Genomic DNA, 17402 nt, shown 5'->3' with positions numbered 1-17402 from the left:
TAAAATAGCCGCCGAACAGCAGGCCAATACTCAAGAGAAACCAGGACATCTTTCTTCCTCCACAAATCTCTGGGAGCGATTAAACTGGTTTCAAGGGCAGGTTGCTGAGGTTTCAGCTAAGCGGCAGTTGAGGCGGGGTGAGCGGCAATTAAAACAAATAAGCGGTTAACTGAGACGCGGCAGTTTCACTTAAATGTGAAGCGGCCTTATAAAGCTAAGTGTATATACGCACTTATGAATATCCAAAATGCTGCTTCAGGCTTTTTAGATATCGACGCGAAACTGGGATCTTGGTTCCGCTGTGCGTCACCACTTCCGCTCCCGTTTCCTGCAACACAATCTCCGAAATCGCATCTGGTGAGACAAGGTACTGGCGGTGACAGCGAGCCAATGCGGTTCTTTTTTCCAGCACTTTAAGGGTAAGGTGTGTGTGCACATAAGACTCTGCTGTCGCCACATGGATTCCAGACAGGTCGCTAAATACATATTCAACGGCAGTCACCGGAACAACCTTCAGCTTGTTTCCAAGATAGCAGGGGAGGTGCTGAAGTTCCTGAGGAGTGATTTCTTCCATCAGTTGCGGACGCAGATCAGACCGGACACGGCCAAGCGTCTTGGCAAGCCGGTCTTCTTCAATTGGTTTAAGCAGATAATCAAATGCATGATGCTCAAAAGCCTTGATGGCATACTAGTCGTAGGCGGTAGAGAACACGATGCGCGGCATGGTTTCCGGGTCCAGCATGCCAATCATTTCCATGCCAGAGATCCGCGGCATCTGAATGTCCAAAAACACCAGTTGTGGCTTGTGTTTGTTTATAAAACCAAGCGCATCAATAGCATTACTGCATTCGCCGAGTACTTCAATGCCATCGGCCCCAGCGAGCAAGTCTTTCAGCTCCTCACGAGCGTATGGCTCATCATCGACAATCAAACAACTAATCATTGAGCTGCCTCCAACATAGGAGTGGGGAGTAGAATTGAAACACGGGTGAAAGCGTCTTCTTCCCATTCAATATGCAGGCCAAATTCCTCACCCCATTGTTTTTTTAAGCGTTTGTCGACCAGTGAAACCCCAAGTCCTTCGCGATTTTGCGGTGGCACATATAGCCCGGCATCGTCTTCTACCCGAAGTTCCACCTGCTTATTGCTCAGCGCCCCGCTAATTCGAACACATCCACCGTCAATGCTTTGCGAAATACCATGCTTGATGGCGTTTTCAATGAGTGGCTGCAATGTAAACGCTGGAATTTTCAGGGACAGCAGTTCAGCCGGGACATCCAACTCAACATCCAGTTTGTCCGGGAAACGAGCTTTCTCAATCGCCAGATACGCATCCACGTGGTCAAGTTCTTCACCAAGCGTGACAAGGCCCGAGGTGCGCTTCAGGTTAATGCGCAAAAACTTGGAAAGTTGCAGCAGCAATTCCCGTGCTTTCTCCGCATCCCGCTTTGTGATGATTGCGATTGTATTGAGCGTATTGAACAAGAAGTGCGGGTTCACCTGCGCTTGCAGCAGTTTCAACTCAGCCCGTGTTAAAAGGCTCTGCTTTTCTTCCAGCTCTCCATAAAGGATCTGGTTGGAAAGAAGCTTTGCAATGCCCTCACCAAGTGTTCGGTTGATATTCAGGAACAGCTTGTTCTTCTGCTCGTAGAGCTTGATTGTACCAATTACTTCGGAGTCGCTGTGCAAAGGAATAACAAGGCAGGACCCTAGCTTGCAAGTAGATGACAGTGAACAGCCATAGGGCTCTTCAACACCATCTGCATACATAACCTTGTTTTGCTCGATGGCATCAAGAGTCAACTGAGAGGAGATCTCTGTTCCCGGTTTGTGATGATCCGATCCAATACCAATAAATGCAAGCAGCTTGGTGCGGTCCGTAATCGCAACAGCCCCTACATTCGTCTCGTCTTTCACAATCTGGGCAACTTTGCCGCCAGAGACTTCATTCAGCCCCTTGGCCAAAACCCCAACACAGCGCTCGGCAATCTTTAATGCCTGACTGGAAAAAGCTGATGACAGTTTATCAAACATCGTCTTCTGATCGCGGACAATGCTCATGAAAAACGCTGCACCAAGTGAATTGACGAACAGCATCGGAGGCGCAATTTGCTGCACCAACGCAAGAGCCTGATCAAATGGCCGGGCCACAATCAGGATGATGAGCATCTGTACAACTTCCGCCACAAAGGTGAGGCCAAACACAAACATCGGGCGAAATAGCAAGGCACGCTTGTTATGCGTGCGTAAATAAAATGCAGTCATTCCGGCCAGTAGGCCTTCTGAGGTGGTTGAGATCGCACAGGCCAGATCAGTAAACCCACCAAAACCGTAGCGGTGCAAACCACCCGTCAATCCAATCAGAAAACCTGTGATCGGACCACCCAAAAGCCCCCCCAAGACCGCACCCATGGCACGCGTATTGGCAATAGCCCCGTCGACCTGCTCACCAAACGTCGTAGCAATCACACAAAAGCCAGAGAACACCAGATAGATAAGTACCTTGTGCGGTAGGCGAGGGGCGTCTTCCGTAAAGATCTTAAACAGCGGAGTTTTGCTGACCATATAAACGATCACCAAATACACACACATTTGCTGCAGCAGATGAAGAATGAGGGCCATTTGTTGGCTTTACTATTGTTTCTTGAATTAGCCCCAAAAGTGTACCGCCTCACAACAGATTTTCAATACACCAAGCAGAAATCAAGTGTGTGTTCAAGAATCTCCGAAATATCAATTTATCAGTTAGCATAAGAGGCTATGCGGACTAGAAGACGTGCAAACCGTTTGTCCCAAGAAATAAGTCGGTTATGACTAAGTGAGAAAAACATAAACTTAGCAAATGTCTGCACTTGTTTTTGTGTTTTTATGACTCGTTGTAGTTACATAATTTCGAGCTGATAAATATACTTAATTAAAATATTATTATAGCTAAATTATATATAATTGAAACTTAAATGTGTGAAGATATGATGCTTCTACTTAATAAATAAGATTAACAATTCTATTGTTTTGCGCACCGATTAAATGCTCGATACAAGTAAGATTATGGATATATATTGAGTTATAGTTCGAGTATATTGAATTTTTAATAAAAAATTATTATTATATATTATGTGGTTTAATGAGTCTTCTTGATTTAACTTTCTCACTTCTAAGATGGGAGGTGAAAGTTAGATATCCTAACTGTCGGTAATAATATTCCTTTATATCGAAAAGAGAACGTTAAGGGGCTGTCAAGGCAATGTTGTCGAAAATTCATGTGGGTTTTTGTCCGAAAAGTGAATAGTCATCGAACGAACCTTGGAAATTGTCCTAAAAGAGAATCTTAGTAGCGCTTCGAACTTTGCTCAGAAACAATATACTTCTTGCTAGAGAGTATTGTATCTTCTTTTGAAAAGGGCTACTTCACAAGTGGATCTAACTAATTAATTGAGTTTGCAAAATGCATGTCCTTGTAATTGTAGGCACCCGCCCTGAAGGCATAAAAATGGCGCCGGTTATTAATGAACTCAAGCGTCGAAACGATATAAAAACAACGGTTGTGTCAACTGGTCAGCACCGCGAAATGCTACAGTCGATATTTAATGACTTCGGCATATGTCCAGATATCGACTTAGATATTATGCAACCTAATCAAACTCTTTCATCTTTGACGGGAAAATTGTTTGATAAGATTGATATAGTCTTAAGAGAGAAACAACCAGATTGGGTTCTTGTGCAAGGGGATACGACCTCGGTTCAGGTTGGTGCGCTTTGTGCTTTTTACCATGGCATCAAAGTCGGGCACATAGAAGCTGGGCTGCGTAGTTATGATATGTCGGCTCCTTTTCCAGAAGAACTGAACCGAAGAGTGGCTGGATTGGTTGCAACAAAGCATTTTGCTCCGACGATAGGATCAAAAAATAACTTGTTGCGCGAAGGTGTTGACGAAGGTTGCATACACGTGACTGGTAATACGGGCATTGATGCATTGCTTCATATGGCAGATATCGTTAACAATAAACCGCCTGCGATAAACGCTAAGATATCTGATTTTACTAGTAAGTTCTCAAAGTACGTTTTGATTACAGGGCATCGCAGAGAAAATTTCGGAGGAGGCTTCGAAAATATATGTTTTGCTATAAAAGAACTGAGTAATCGCTGGCCCGAAGTGGGTTTTTTATACCCGGTTCATCTTAATCCGAACGTACAAGAACCTGTAAAAAGGATAATTGGCGATCGTGACAATGTTCTTCTTACTGAGCCGCAAGATTATCAGAGTTTCATTTACTTGATGTCGAATAGTCATCTTATTCTCTCTGATTCTGGGGGGATACAAGAAGAAGCACCAAGTTTGAAAAAACCAATCTTGGTCATGAGAGATGTAACTGAAAGGCCTGAAGGTGTAGCGGCAGGGTGCGCAGAACTAGTGGGCACTTCTCTCAAGAAAATTATTTCAAGGACGTCTGCACTATTGGAAAATGTCGATGAGTATGCTCTTTTTGCGACATCCCAGAATCCGTATGGCGATGGGCAAGCGAGTGCCCGAATTGCATCCTCCTTGTATCAATAAGCTATTAAGATTTAGGACTGTTATCCTCAATGCCCAATACGAATAAAATCAAGCAAAATGAATTCAAAATAGAATCTAATGAGCCTAATTCTTTTAATTTGCCGAAAAAGGGATTTGATAAAATTGCGGTGGTAGGACTTGGATATATTGGCCTGCCTACCGCGGCTGTGTTCGCCTCCAGGAAAATTGAAGTAGTTGGTATTGATGTTAGTGAACATGCTGTAACAACGATCAATCGCGGCGAAATACATATCACTGAGCCTGATCTAGATCTTGCCGTTCGTTCAGTTGTGTCCGAAGGATATCTTTCTGCATCACTTACACCGAAATCAGCCGATGCATTTATGATTGCGGTGCCAACCCCGTTTAAATCGAACTTAGAGGGTATGAAAATACCCGATCTTAGCTTTATTGAAGCTGCGAGTCGGACAGTTGCTGCTGTTCTTAAGGCTGGTGACCTTGTTGTTCTAGAGTCAACTTCGCCGGTTGGCGCGACGGAACGAATGGCCGAATGGCTAGCTGAAGAGCGACCTGATTTGACATTTCCTCAGACACACGGAGCTGATTCAGATATTCGAATCGCTCATTGTCCTGAAAGAGTGTTACCAGGGCACGTTCTGCGTGAGTTGGTTGAGAATGATCGAGTTATTGGTGGTATGACGCCCGCGTGTTCGCAAAGAGCAGTGGAGCTTTACAAATTAGTAGTTCAAGGTGAGTGCATAGTTACCGATACTCGTACAGCGGAGATGGCAAAGTTAACAGAAAATAGCTTTCGTGACGTGAATATAGCTTTTGCGAATGAGTTGTCTGTTATTTGCGATAAACTCGATATCAACGTTTGGGAACTTACTTCATTAGCCAATCGACATCCTCGCGTAAGTATTCTCCAGCCGGGTCCTGGCGTTGGTGGACATTGTATTGCTGTGGATCCATGGTTTATAGTTGCAACTAACCCCAAAGAAGCGAATATCATTAAGACTGCTCGTGAAACCAATGATGCAAAACCTGGCTGGGTAGTAAGTAAAGTGGAGAAATCTGCCAAGATCCAGCAACTACTCAAGGATGAGAAAGTAAAAGTTGCTTGCTTTGGTTTGTCATTCAAACCTGACATTGACGACTTACGTGAAAGTCCTGCATTGCAAATAGTTGATTCTTTGATTGAGAATGCCAACTTAGATGTTTTTACAGTCGAGCCCAATATTCACGAGCTGCCGAGTAAATTTGTTGGTAAAACTACTTTAGTTAGCGCTGATGTAGCAATTAAAGAAGCAGATATTCTTGTGATGCTGGTCGATCATAAGCAGTTCAGAGAAATTGATGTAGAACTCTTGAAGACTAAAGTTGTGATTGATACTCGCGGGATTTGGACAAATTGACCAGTCAACAGCAACCGCAGTCTTTAGCAAATCCAGTTAAGGCTATAGCAATATTTTTTGGTCATGTCGCTAGTAATGTTGGTGACTTAGCTATCAATACTGGCCAACTAGAGTTGCTTCAAAAGGTCTATCCAGAAGCTGCAATAAAATTTGTGACATTGAATGCGAGCGGATCGAAGTTTTTCGAGCACTCCGAGTCGAGTTTTGGTTCGGAAGCTGAGGTCCAAGTTGCAAATTTTTCCACAAAAAGCACTAGCGCATTGGAGTATGCGCTAGATCCAGCATTATTACTGAAGAACACAAAAACGCTTGATGCTGATCTCATTGTCATAGCTGCAGGAGAGCATTTATTTAGTTATAAAGACGAAGATAATTTCGAAGTCTTGTTTTGGCGTTCTCTCCCTGTATTTTCAGCTCAAGCTACTGGGAAAAAATGTATCATTATGCCGTCGACTTTTGGGCCTTTTCAAACGAATTTAAGTAAAAAACTGATATTTGACTTGTTAGCGTCTGATGTCTGTCTATCAGCGCGCGAGAGAAGATCTCAAAGGCTTCTTAATACTTTGAGCGGCTCCAAAAGTGTAGATTTATTTCCTGATCCAGCTTTTTTTCTTCCAAGTAAAGCGCCTCATAAATTTAATGAAAACAAAGCATTAGCTTTTGTGCTTAGAGCGAAGAACTGGGGAATTCGTCAAAAGTCAACAAGGAAGTCTGAAATTAATGTGAGCGATAGTTGGTTTCAGTGCTACATAGCGATAATTGAAGAATTTTTGAAGAAAGATTATCGTACTTGTAAATTTCTAGTGCAAACAGTAAACGATAAATTTCTCGCAGAAAAATTGATTGCGGAACTTGATTTAACTCCTTCCAAGAAAGAGAAAACCTTTATAGTTGAAGTTAAAAGCATTGAACACTATCAATATATACTTGATGGTGTTGACGTTGTCGTTGCTTCAAGGTTTCACGCAATTATATTTGCGGTTCTTCGTGCTAAAAATGTGTTTGGTTTATATTTTGAAGAGCATGGGCACAAAATGCCTGGTCTGTTTGAGTTCTTTGGATACCCGAACTTATGCCTCAATATTTCACGTCTAAAACCATCTAGAGCTGCTACTCTGATGACGGCGAACATGGATGATAATCTCCGTCACGAAAGTCTTCAAAGAACAATTGAGAAGTCAAAAGTAGATATGATTGAATCATATGGAAGACACTGTGAGCAGAACAAGCTTCCGTGTGATCGAAGACATAATTCTCTGATTGAAATCGCAGTCGAGATAGATTTTAAAAAAAGAGAGTCTGAACTTCGCAGAAGGCTTAATAAAAGTATCAACTCCTTGCGTCAGAAGCTCTCCACACTAGAGAATTCTTCATCAGAGGCTTAAAATGAATATCATAGATAGGTTTAAACGTTTAATTGACAATAAACGTGCTGATTTCATACGTCTGCGTTTGAAAAATTCCTATTTAGCAGGCGGTCTTGAGAGCTTAAAAGAAGAGGTCGACTGTGTAGTAAGTAACTTTGCTGAACACGAGAAATTGTTGTATAGTACTGCTACTGACTTTAATAAATCAGGAAATCACGACGCGTCTGCACTAATTTCTACTGTCCTTATCGGGATCAGAGAAATAGAACGCTATTATCGTATGCATTTTTGGGCAAGTCAGAAAAATTCTGATTTTCTTCAAGCTTCCAAGGCAGGTGTGTGGCTCGAAAACAAGTATGGTAAAAAACCGACCACAAAACAACAAGAATTCTTAACTAAGTTACATCGCAGCCCAACTTATCAACTTTCTTTATTAAAAGAACTTGATGTACAGAAATTATCTTTTGACGATTTCGCCTCAGATAAAATTGCTTATTTTCTGCATAATAGCCTACCTTATTCCTCTGGTGGGTACGCAACCCGAGGGCATGGTTTAGCTGTTGCACTTGCTAATGCTGGATATGATGTAACGTGCGTTACAAGACCTGGTTACCCGTTCGATGTTCCTCCAAAAGATGAGCGACTTGATGTGCCATTGGAAGACATTATTGATGGAATATCTTATCAGAGGTTGCTCTCACCTAGAAGAGATGAGCATTCCGCGAAAGATTATATGTTACAGGCAGCTGACATTATCGAAGGGAAACTAAAGGAATTACGTCCTAGCTTGGTAATAGGTGCTTCAAACCACGTTACAGCACTTCCAGCCCTGATTGCATCAAAGCGGCTTGGAGTGCCGTTTATTTATGAGGTTCGTGGCTTCTGGGAGATTACAAGAATTTCGAGAGAGCCGGAATTTGCGAAAAAGCCAGCCTTTAATGTTCAGAAAATTTTAGAAACAGAAGTTGCGAAACATGCTGCGCACGTGTTTACTTTGACAAGAGGCATGAAAAATGAACTTTGTGACCGGGGGGTAGAAAGTAATACAATATCGATACTCCCCAATTCGTGCGATGTGACCAAATTCAATCCATCGGAAAAAGATCATCTCCTCGCTGCTGAGTTAGGATACCCTTCAAATATTCCAGTGATTGGGTACATCGGTACGTTTGTCCAATATGAAGGTTTGGAGCATCTGGTCGAAGCATGCAGTTTGCTGAAGACGCGAGGAAAACAGTTTAGGCTTCTGCTTGTGGGAAATGAGAATGCGTCTGGTAATGATCGCGGCCCAATTACGAAAGCAATTGAAGACATAGCGGCTAAAAATGATATGGGCGATTGGGTCTCAATGCCAGGCCGGATACCTCACGAAGACGTTCCTAGATACTATTCACTGATTGATATAGCTCCGTTTCCTAGAAAGCCTCAGCCTGTTACCGAGCTAGTGTCTCCCATGAAGCCACTAGAAGCATTGTCAATGAAAAAAGCAATCGTGGTGTCTAGTGTTGCGGCGCTATCTGAAATGGTACGTGATGGAGAGACGGGACTTATCTTCGAGAAAGGTAACATTGAAAACCTTGCTGACAAGCTTGAAGTGTTGATTGATGATGCTAAGCTACGAGATCAGTTAGGTGATGCTGGGCGTAAATGGGTTTTTGAAAATCGGACTTGGAATAAAGTAGCGCAAGATGCGGCAAGAAAGTTAAATGAATTTTGCTAAGAGACGTTTAGCAAAATTATACGTTTAGTTGGATCTTAAGGGCAATATTAACATTATTTATATACCGTATAAATCTTAAGATTTATACGGTATATAAATTTGTCAAGATCTGGAATATATCAAAACTTACCTATTTTAGAATCATCTCTTTAATAGCTGAACAAGTTGATTGCCATGTTTTTTCTTTTGAAACATAGTTGTAGCCATTTAAGCCTAATTTATTACGCTTCTCTTCATCACATAATCTAAGCATGGCGTTGGAGATTTCTGTACAATTTCCGGGCTGAACAACTTCTGCATTCTGCACTCCACCCACCAGTTCAATTAAAGCCGGTAATCTTGAAATTATAACTGGTTTCCGTGCTGCCATTGCTTCTAATGGCTTCAAAGCAGGAATGATCTTCGTGACTGCAGTCTCTACTCGTGGATAGACAAATACGTCGCATAAGCAGTAATATTGATTAACTTCAGAGAAAGGTATTCTACCCGTTAAGTGTACAAACTCCGAGATGCCCAAGCTTAAAGTTAATTCACTTACGACGCTTGAGCAAGCGCCGTCTCCAACGATGACAAGCTTACAGTCGACACCTGTATCTAGGACCATTTTAAATGAGTGTAAAACGTCCTCTAAGCCTTCGTATACTTCTAGAGAACCGATAAATCCGTAAACGACTGTATTGATACCGATATTTAAATGGTGGCGCATCTCATTTGATTGTAAGGGCACATCAAATTTTTCCAAATGAACACCATTGGGAAGAAGTTTGATTTTTTCTGCTTGAACTCCTCGGCTAATGAGTTCGTCTTTTAAAGGAGACGAAATTGCGAAGATTGCATCTGATGCGTTTGCGACAAGTGTTTCCAAATTACGAGATAAGTTAAAACGATCTGTTTGCTCCCACCCTTGGATTTTGGAGGCAGACGTATATTCCCATAAACCTCTGACGTCATATATGAAATCAATACCCAAATGTCTGGATGCTATGAGTGCTGGCAGCGCGTTCACGTAGTTGGAACCGGCAACAACATATTCTGGAGTTTCTGATTTTAGCATCTCAATCAACTTTGTTGCTGCTTCCTCGACAAAACGTAGTATTCCAGACCCGCTAATGTTCGGTCCGCTAATATGTCGATAAATTACATTCTCAATTTCGTTTGTATTTTTTACGTCATGAAGATTTCTGCTATCTGCTCTGTCCCAAGGATAACCGGGCCGTGTAATGCAAACGACTTCTGCTCCTGATCTTGAAAGTTCTTGTAAAATACTATGTGTTCGAGTTGCATAACCAGATGTATGGAAAGGTACACAAAGATGTGAGATGTATGCAATCTTACCCTTTTTATATCCTGTTCTTCGTATTTGCTTATTTATGAGTGCGAAGCCATTTCTAGAAATAGCTTCTTCGTCAAAAATCTTCTGGACTTTCACATCGTCCGTGCTTGCATTGGTTAAACCCAGTGTTGACAAGTGCTTACTAGTGGTAATTATTGAACCGCCATCATACATTAGTATTGCGGCTCTCTTCTTTAGACTAGTTGTTTTTGCAATCCTATATGCTTCTTCTGCAAGCCTTCGCGTCTTACTGGAAGAAATTTTTAAAGAAACTCGAGATGCTTCAATAAGTAAATGTGCAATCTCATTATCTGATCTATTTTTGGACTGTAAATGTTCATAGATATTTTCTGTTTTACAAAGAATAATTTCCAAAATTTCATCATCATATAGATGAGGATTAACGGCATTTTTGTGTGAATTGAACTGATATTTTTTGTAGGCCTTGTTAAGGCGATACAGGCTTAGTGGTAGCAGAAACGCAGACTTTAGTGAATTACGAGAGTCAATTAGCAGTAAGCCAGCTTTATAAGCGACAGTCGTTTTCATATAATCTGTAAGAGCTTGAATTTCTTTCATTATACTGAGGCCACCCACGCCACAATTCCGATGAGCAATAGCTTCAAATTCAAGAATTTTATATCTAATACTTCGTTAAGTTCCGAAGCACCTTGGACACAATAGAGGCGCGCTATTAGTTTTCTACTTCGACGTGATTTAAACCTTCTTTGAGCTGCGCTTATATATCCTCTTAGTCGGTTATTTGGATTTCTGGATATTCTATCAATCTCTTTTTTCCTAAAAATAAAAAAATTATGAGGGTCAACGGAAACTAAATTAGCACTAGCAAGCGCATCATCATACATAAGCCAATCTTGAGAAGCTCTGACATCATGGAATGGCAGATTTGTTACGATGCGTCGGTGGAACGTGACACCTCCTAATGGGCCAACCCGATTGACTAGAAACTGCAATCGTTTAAGCCTAGGGATATTTTTGCAAATCTTCGATAGTCTTTTTGCGTCAATAAAAGTGACTTTTCTATTTTTTTCGTCGACTACAAGCCTAGATGTTATAAGTACATCTAGGTGCGAATTTACTTCGAATGCTTTATATGTCAGTGCTAGCCAATCTGGACCTATCAAGTCATCAGAATCATGAAAATGTATAATGTCACCTTGGCTATGTGAAAATCCAATCTTGCGCGATAAATTTGCTCCGATCCGCTTCGGATTGCGAAGTAAGATCAGATCAATGTTTCGGCATTCGTGATAAATGCAAATTTCAGCGAGTGAATGATCATCGACGATTATTACTTCAACTTTGCAGGTGTTCGTGGCGGCCTGCGCATCAATTTGAGATACAAGCTCGGTTAATGATAATTCTCTTCCATACGTAGGTATAATGATACTAATCTTCACAAGACTACAGGTCCTCTAAGTTCTTTAACTTTTATATATAATGAGGCAGCCAAAAGAACAAACGAAAACACCAATACTCTCCCATTAACTTGTCACCGTTTTAATTTTTTATGTTTTTGTTGGGTGGTGGAGTATATCGCGCTCAATGAAGTTTTACGAATTATTGATGGAGAAGATAAGTGCCTTTTGAGTAGTTATCACGAAATTACTTTAACGTTGTTGAACGATGTTACTTGATTTATCTGTTGAATATGTCGTTGATATTATCTGGTGAAAGAGTAGTTTAATTGTTAACAGGTGTAGTTAAGCTATCCGGTGCTGAGTAATACACATTATATGCACAATGGAGTTACCGGTTATATTAGAGTGTTAGTGACAGAGAGGGCGGGATGGATTTACTTACAGGATCGGATTTGTACCCGCTTAAAGTGTGGAATCGTTTTCTCGATACAATCAGGGAACAGATCTTCGGATTTGCTCAGGGGGGCAGGCTGATCTCCTCGCGAGTTCGTTGTGCGCTCCACAGATGCCAATAAATTTTCTGGTGTTCGAGTTCCTATTTTTTGACTTCAGTTAGTGTAGATCTGGTTACAAGATCAGTCATGTGGTCATCACGACGGAAGGTTAGTTCAAAGATAAGAGGACAAAAGCGGACCATACAATAGTAGATTGATCTCATATATATATAATCTTTGGCTGACTCTATTTGTTAACAGTGATAAAAAATCTTTCCTACTACATCCTTGTGTTGCTAGTCTTGCCAGCGCCTCACTCCAGTTCGATGACAATTTCTGCATTCCTAGCAAGCTTCTTTGAAGAGCATAAAGCGATTTAAAATGAGAGAAAGAGGTAGCTCATCTTATAGAAAAAGATGGCTCTCACAGCATGAAAGAGATATCTATTCTTTCAGTTGCCTATCGATCGAAGTAAATATATGGGTTTTATTTCACTATATCACATAAACTTGAGTATTGGGCAGTACTGTTAAGTACCGCCCATTCGAATAGACATTAGTGCTGTTTGCCAACTGTTAGGCCTAAGGCCGCTATCCTGCGATTAGACCCTAGAAGTGAACTGACTTTGCAGCAGCTGGTTTCTGCAATGGTGGGGCGAACTTGGTGAGGTCGATGCCTTCCACTGCTGCCTTATACTCATCCATGTTTGGAGTTCTGCCGAGGATGGCGGAAAGAACAACAACCGGAGTGGATGCCAGCAGGGATTCACCCTTCTTCTCAGAGGAATCTTCTACCACACGGCCCTGGAACAAGCGGGTAGAGGTTGCCAGAACGGTATCCCCCTTAGCAGCCTTCTCCTGGTTACCCATGCAAAGGTTACAGCCAGGACGCTCCAGGTACATAATATTTTCGTATTCGGTACGTGCTGTTGCTTTTGGCATCAGATCGTCGAATTCGAAACCGGAGTACTTCTGCAAGATTTCCCAGTCACCTTCTGCCTTCAGCTCATCAATAATGTTGTAGGTTGGCGCTGCAACAACAAGCGGAGCATTGAACTCGACCTTACCGCCGTCTTTCTCAAGGTTCTTGAGCATCTGAGCAACAATCTTCATGTCGCCTTTGTGCACCATGCAGGAGCCAACAAAGCCCAGATCAACCTTCTTGTCGCCACCATAGTAGGAAACAGGACGGATGGTGTCGTGAGTATAACGCTTGGAAACGTCATCATTGTTCACGTCAGGGTCAGCGATCATTGGCTCATCGATCTGGTCCAGATCGACAACAACTTCAGCAAAGTACTTCGCGTTGTCATCAGGTGTCAGCGCAGCTTTCTCGCCAGACTTGATTTCTGCAATGCGTTTGTCTGCTTTATCGATCAGGCCTTGAAGAACTTTGGCATCATTTTCCATGCCTTTGTCGATCATGATCTGAATACGGCTCTTCGCAATCTCAAGTGATTCAACCAGAGTGTCATCCTGAGAAATACAGATGGAAGCTTTTGCCTTCATCTCAGCAGTCCAGTCAGTGAACGTGAACGCCTGGTCAGCAAGCAAGGTTCCGATGTGAACCTCAATAATGCGGCCCTGGAACACGTTATCGCCAAACTGCTTCAGCATCTGAGACTGTGTTGCATGCACCACATCGCGGAAATCCATGTGGTTTTTCATGGTGCCTTTGAAAGTCACCTTCACAGATTCAGGGATCGGCATGGTGGCTTCACCAGTTGCCAGTGCCAGCGCCACGGTGCCGGAATCTGCACCAAACGCAACGCCCTTAGACATACGGGTGTGGCTGTCGCCACCGATAATGATTGCCCAGTCGTCAATGGTGATGTCGTTCAACACCTTATGGATCACGTCTGTCATGGCGTGGTAGACGCCTTTTGGATCGCGCGCGGTGATCAGACCAAACTTGTTCATGAACTTCATGAGTTTTGGAATATTAGCCTGCGCTTTCAAATCCCAAACAGATGCAGTGTGACAACCGGACTGGTAAGCACCATCAACAGTTGGAGAAATGACGGTTGCCGCCATGGACTCCAGTTCCTGTGAGGTCATCAGACCAGTGGTGTCCTGAGAACCAACAATGTTCACCTTCACACGAACGTCAGAACCAGCATGCAGAGTTGCACCCAGAGTGGCGCCAACAGCATTGCGGTTGAAGATCTTCTCAACAGCAGTCAGGCCCTGACCTTCATGAGAGATCTCTTTGGCCGGAGCAAAAGCGGACTTCAGCTCAATGCCAAGTGTTTCAGATGCAAAAGTCTGCAGCTTTTTACCAAACACAACAGCATAGGAGCCGCCAGCTTTCATAAACTCAACTTTTTGAGGTGTGAACGCGGAAGAAACATCAACCAGCTCTTTATCACCGTCATAAAGCTTCTTGGTTTTAGTGTTGATGGTGAGCACCTTACCAGTCTCAACTGAGTAGGTCTGCTCAAGAACAGGATCACCATTTCCATCCAGAACGGTGTTGCCATCAGCATCTTGTTTTTTGACCCAGTTTTTCAGGTCAAGCCCGATACCACCGGTCACGCCAACAGTGGTCAGGAAGATTGGAGAGATGCCGTTGGTGCCAGCAACAATCGGTGCAATGTTCACGAAAGGAACATATGGGCTTGCCTGTTTACCAGCCCACAGCGCAACGTTGTTTACGCCAGACATACGGGAGGAGCCAACGCCCATGGTGCCTTTTTCAGCAATCAGCATCACGCGCGCATCAGGATTTGCTTTCTGCAGTTCCTGAATTTCCGCCTGCGCTTCAGGTGAGATCATGCACTTGCCGTGCAGTTCACGGTCAGAACGGGAGTGTGCCTGATTGCCAGGAGAAAGAAGATCGGTTGAGATATCGCCTTCACCTGCGATGAAGGTCACGACTTTGATTTCTTCGTCTACGTCAGGAAGCTTTGTGAAGAACTCAGCCTTTGCGTAGCTTTCCAGAATGTCTTTTGCAATCGCATTACCTGCTGCAAAAGCTGCCTTCAAACGCTCGGTGTCTGCCTCATACAGGAACACCTGGGTTTTAAGAACATCGGCAGCCTGTTGCGCAACAGTCGCGTCATCGCTAAGCGCCAGGTCAAGAAGAACCTCAACAGAAGGGCCACCCTTCATGTGAGACAGCAGTTCAAAAGCAAAGGACTGAGAAATTTCCTCAACAACAGAGTCGCCAAGAATGATCTCTTTCAAAAACTTCGCCTTTTCGCCAGCTGCGCTGGTTGTGCCTGGCAAGGTGTTGTAGATAAAGAATTTAAGAGATCCGTCTCTGTGTTCGTTTCCGAGATCTTTAATCTGCGAAATGATCTCATTCACAAGTGCGCCATCTTCAATCGGCTTGGGGTTCAAACCCTCGGCTTTTCGAGTGTCAATCTCATTCAAGTAGTCAGTGTACAAGCTCATGATTATTCCGACGCATTTGTGTTAGACGATTTATGTTTGGTGTATCTTGAACTCTATGTCAAAACCATCTCTGGCAAACCGGCCCAAGTTTGTTGTATGCGGTCGTATACCAAATGACATTGGCATGCAAGATGTTTCCAGCAGTTGCAGAACTCCAACCCCACCCGCATCACTAACAAGCTGAAAGCCTTAAAAACTACCATTTACAAGCACTTTAGGTGGGAGCATGGTTTGCAGCAGATTTTTACGGTTTTGTCGGTCTTAAACTCTTTTTCTTCCGCACATTTTCTATGCCTCAGCCTTTCTTTTCAGTCGAACCACCAATGCATGTTGTTGGCCAATGTCGTGAGACAAATTTTAGGCTGATAAAACTATGCCAATACTCACGGATTGTAACTCTCCGCCACAACCAGAACTATCTGACATAACTTCGCAGTAGGATTGGATTTTTACATGCGCCCATATGAACGCCTACCGGAAACTGCTTATTGGAAAATATCAGCTCCGGGCAATTTGCTATTTAACATCTCAGGTTTATGGAACTCAATGTTTAAACAGACTAAATGCGCGCTGGTTTCTATTTTTTCTCATGTCTTGTTCCGCATTTCACTAAAGCACTTATAGACCGCGGGTTTAAGTCGTATGTGGCTGAGGCCACATCCAGCTCTTTGTTGAGGCGAATAAGGCACAGTTTAGCGTCTAGATTTTTTAGCCGAAACCGAGTTTATCAATAGCACCTCATGAGTTCAGGCGATGGATAGAACGAATGCCAGAAAACCAACGCCTGAAATAACGGAAACCAGATCACAGATCCGTTCAAGACAGTAACAAAGCCTCATGATTTCAAATAATAGAAGAGCTGATTAAGTGGCATAGCCACAAGGAGGTTGCAATTAATAAGTCCACACACAAGAGCTAAATCAAGACGTCAACAGATTGGCTTTACCATCCAGGAACGATCATCCCCCTCAATTCTATATGAAGGAAGAATGTTTTGAATGCGAAACATTTAATGGTTAAAAATTTCCTAGATAAAGCAAAGTCACTTTCAAAGCTGAGATGTGATATGAAGAAAAATAACAGCATAAATATCGACAGCACCGCCAAAGTGAGCGGGCTGATATCCGTCAGGCGCGGCGATCGTAATAAAGTAGAAATTCAGGAACATTCATTCATGACCGGAAAGATTGTTTTTGACGGTAATGACAATGTTTTCCAAATGAGTACTTCATGCAAGTCTACTGGTAAGGTACTAATTAAGGGCAACAAGAGTAGAGTAACAATTGGTGATTGCTCTTCGTTTCAAAGTATATACCTCCTTTGTGAGGAAGCTGCATATGTTACGATAGGTAAGTACTGCATGTTTTCCCGCGGCATTGAAGTAAGAACCTCTGACTCGCATTCTGTAGTAGATGTTGAGACAGGTGCACGCATAAATATATCCGCCCCAATTTCCGTCGGAGATCACGTCTGGGTAGGCGCTGGAGCTTTTATAAGCAAAGGAGTATCACTTACCAAGTGACTGCATTGTCGGCGCAAAATCATTTGTGAACAGAGTCTTTACAGAAGATAAAACAGTGATTGCTGGTGCCCCTGCCCGAGTTGTCAAATACGGTGTATCCTGGCACAAGGATAAACGAGATCAATTTACCGAAGATGAAATTACTCACTGGCGGGAAACACACTAAAGCGTTTCGAGATTAATTTGAGATGCATCCTGCGGCTTTGAAGTAGTTCCAGCATTCTGTCGGATTGTAGAGGTCGCAGATTTCCCCGATGG

11 protein-coding genes are annotated in these 17402 nt (G+C 42.8%); 5 read left to right on the top strand and 6 right to left on the bottom strand.

Features of this window, described 5'->3' with window-relative positions; all coding sequences use genetic code 11:
• Nucleotides 1-232: 232 nt before the first annotated feature.
• From PPL9_RS33230 to PPL9_RS11470, 3 genes are all read right to left on the bottom strand, one after another.
• Nucleotides 233-574, bottom strand: coding sequence for a LytTR family transcriptional regulator DNA-binding domain-containing protein (locus PPL9_RS33230; RefSeq protein WP_208989318.1), 342 nt, complete (start codon nucleotides 572-574; stop codon nucleotides 233-235).
• Nucleotides 575-688: 114 nt separating this feature from the next.
• Nucleotides 689-943 (bottom strand): response regulator, encoded by a 255-nt coding sequence (locus PPL9_RS33225; RefSeq protein ID WP_208989317.1) that lies wholly within the window; start codon nucleotides 941-943, stop codon nucleotides 689-691.
• On the bottom strand, nucleotides 940-2622 hold the full coding sequence (locus tag PPL9_RS11470) for a sensor histidine kinase (protein WP_057462825.1): 1683 nt from the start codon (nucleotides 2620-2622) through the stop codon (nucleotides 940-942). The genes PPL9_RS33225 and PPL9_RS11470 overlap by 4 nt, the downstream gene beginning before the upstream one ends.
• A gap of 823 nt (nucleotides 2623-3445) precedes the next feature.
• Between PPL9_RS11470 and wecB the strand changes: the two genes are divergently transcribed.
• Genes wecB through PPL9_RS11450 form a run of 4 tightly spaced genes read left to right on the top strand, consistent with a single transcriptional unit; the run spans nucleotide 3446 to nucleotide 9018 of the window.
• On the top strand, nucleotides 3446-4555 hold the full coding sequence (wecB, locus tag PPL9_RS11465) for a UDP-N-acetylglucosamine 2-epimerase (non-hydrolyzing) (protein WP_057462824.1): 1110 nt from the start codon (nucleotides 3446-3448) through the stop codon (nucleotides 4553-4555).
• A gap of 29 nt (nucleotides 4556-4584) precedes the next feature.
• Entirely contained in the window at nucleotides 4585-5931 is a 1347-nt protein-coding gene (gene wecC / locus PPL9_RS11460; protein WP_082596775.1) for a UDP-N-acetyl-D-mannosamine dehydrogenase, read from the top strand.
• A complete protein-coding gene (locus tag PPL9_RS11455; protein ID WP_161831277.1) occupies nucleotides 5928-7316 on the top strand; it encodes a polysaccharide pyruvyl transferase family protein in 1389 nt (462 codons plus the stop codon). Before wecC ends, PPL9_RS11455 begins: the two co-directional genes overlap by 4 nt.
• A 1-nt stretch (nucleotide 7317) precedes the next feature.
• Nucleotides 7318-9018 carry a glycosyltransferase family 4 protein gene (locus PPL9_RS11450; RefSeq protein ID WP_057462822.1) on the top strand — a complete coding sequence of 567 codons (1701 nt, stop codon included), beginning with the start codon at nucleotides 7318-7320 and terminating at the stop codon, nucleotides 9016-9018.
• Nucleotides 9019-9148: 130 nt separating this feature from the next.
• Here the strand turns inward: PPL9_RS11450 and PPL9_RS11445 are convergent, their stop codons facing one another.
• The 3 genes from PPL9_RS11445 to PPL9_RS11435 all read right to left on the bottom strand — a co-directional run bounded on the left by PPL9_RS11445 (nucleotide 9149) and on the right by PPL9_RS11435 (nucleotide 15622).
• On the bottom strand, nucleotides 9149-10930 hold the full coding sequence (locus tag PPL9_RS11445; protein WP_057462821.1) for a glycosyltransferase family 4 protein: 1782 nt from the start codon (nucleotides 10928-10930) through the stop codon (nucleotides 9149-9151).
• The gene (locus tag PPL9_RS11440; protein WP_057462820.1) at nucleotides 10930-11772 is read right to left on the bottom strand and encodes a glycosyltransferase family A protein; all 843 of its coding nucleotides are present in this window, start codon (nucleotides 11770-11772) and stop codon (nucleotides 10930-10932) included. The genes PPL9_RS11445 and PPL9_RS11440 overlap by 1 nt, the downstream gene beginning before the upstream one ends.
• Nucleotides 11773-12835: 1063 nt before the next feature.
• A complete protein-coding gene (locus PPL9_RS11435) occupies nucleotides 12836-15622 on the bottom strand; it encodes a bifunctional aconitate hydratase 2/2-methylisocitrate dehydratase (RefSeq protein WP_057462819.1) in 2787 nt (928 codons plus the stop codon).
• 994 nt (nucleotides 15623-16616) lie between these two features.
• Here PPL9_RS11435 and PPL9_RS11430 point away from each other — a divergent pair.
• The gene (locus PPL9_RS11430) at nucleotides 16617-17144 is read left to right on the top strand and encodes a hypothetical protein (RefSeq protein WP_152986672.1); all 528 of its coding nucleotides are present in this window, start codon (nucleotides 16617-16619) and stop codon (nucleotides 17142-17144) included.
• Nucleotides 17145-17402 lie beyond the last annotated feature (258 nt).

The sequence above is a fragment of the Pseudovibrio sp. POLY-S9 genome (assembly GCF_001431305.1).
Taxonomy (GTDB): domain Bacteria; phylum Pseudomonadota; class Alphaproteobacteria; order Rhizobiales; family Stappiaceae; genus Pseudovibrio.
Note: the sequence above shows the minus strand (reverse complement) of the source record. Positions and strands in the feature narration are given on the sequence as shown.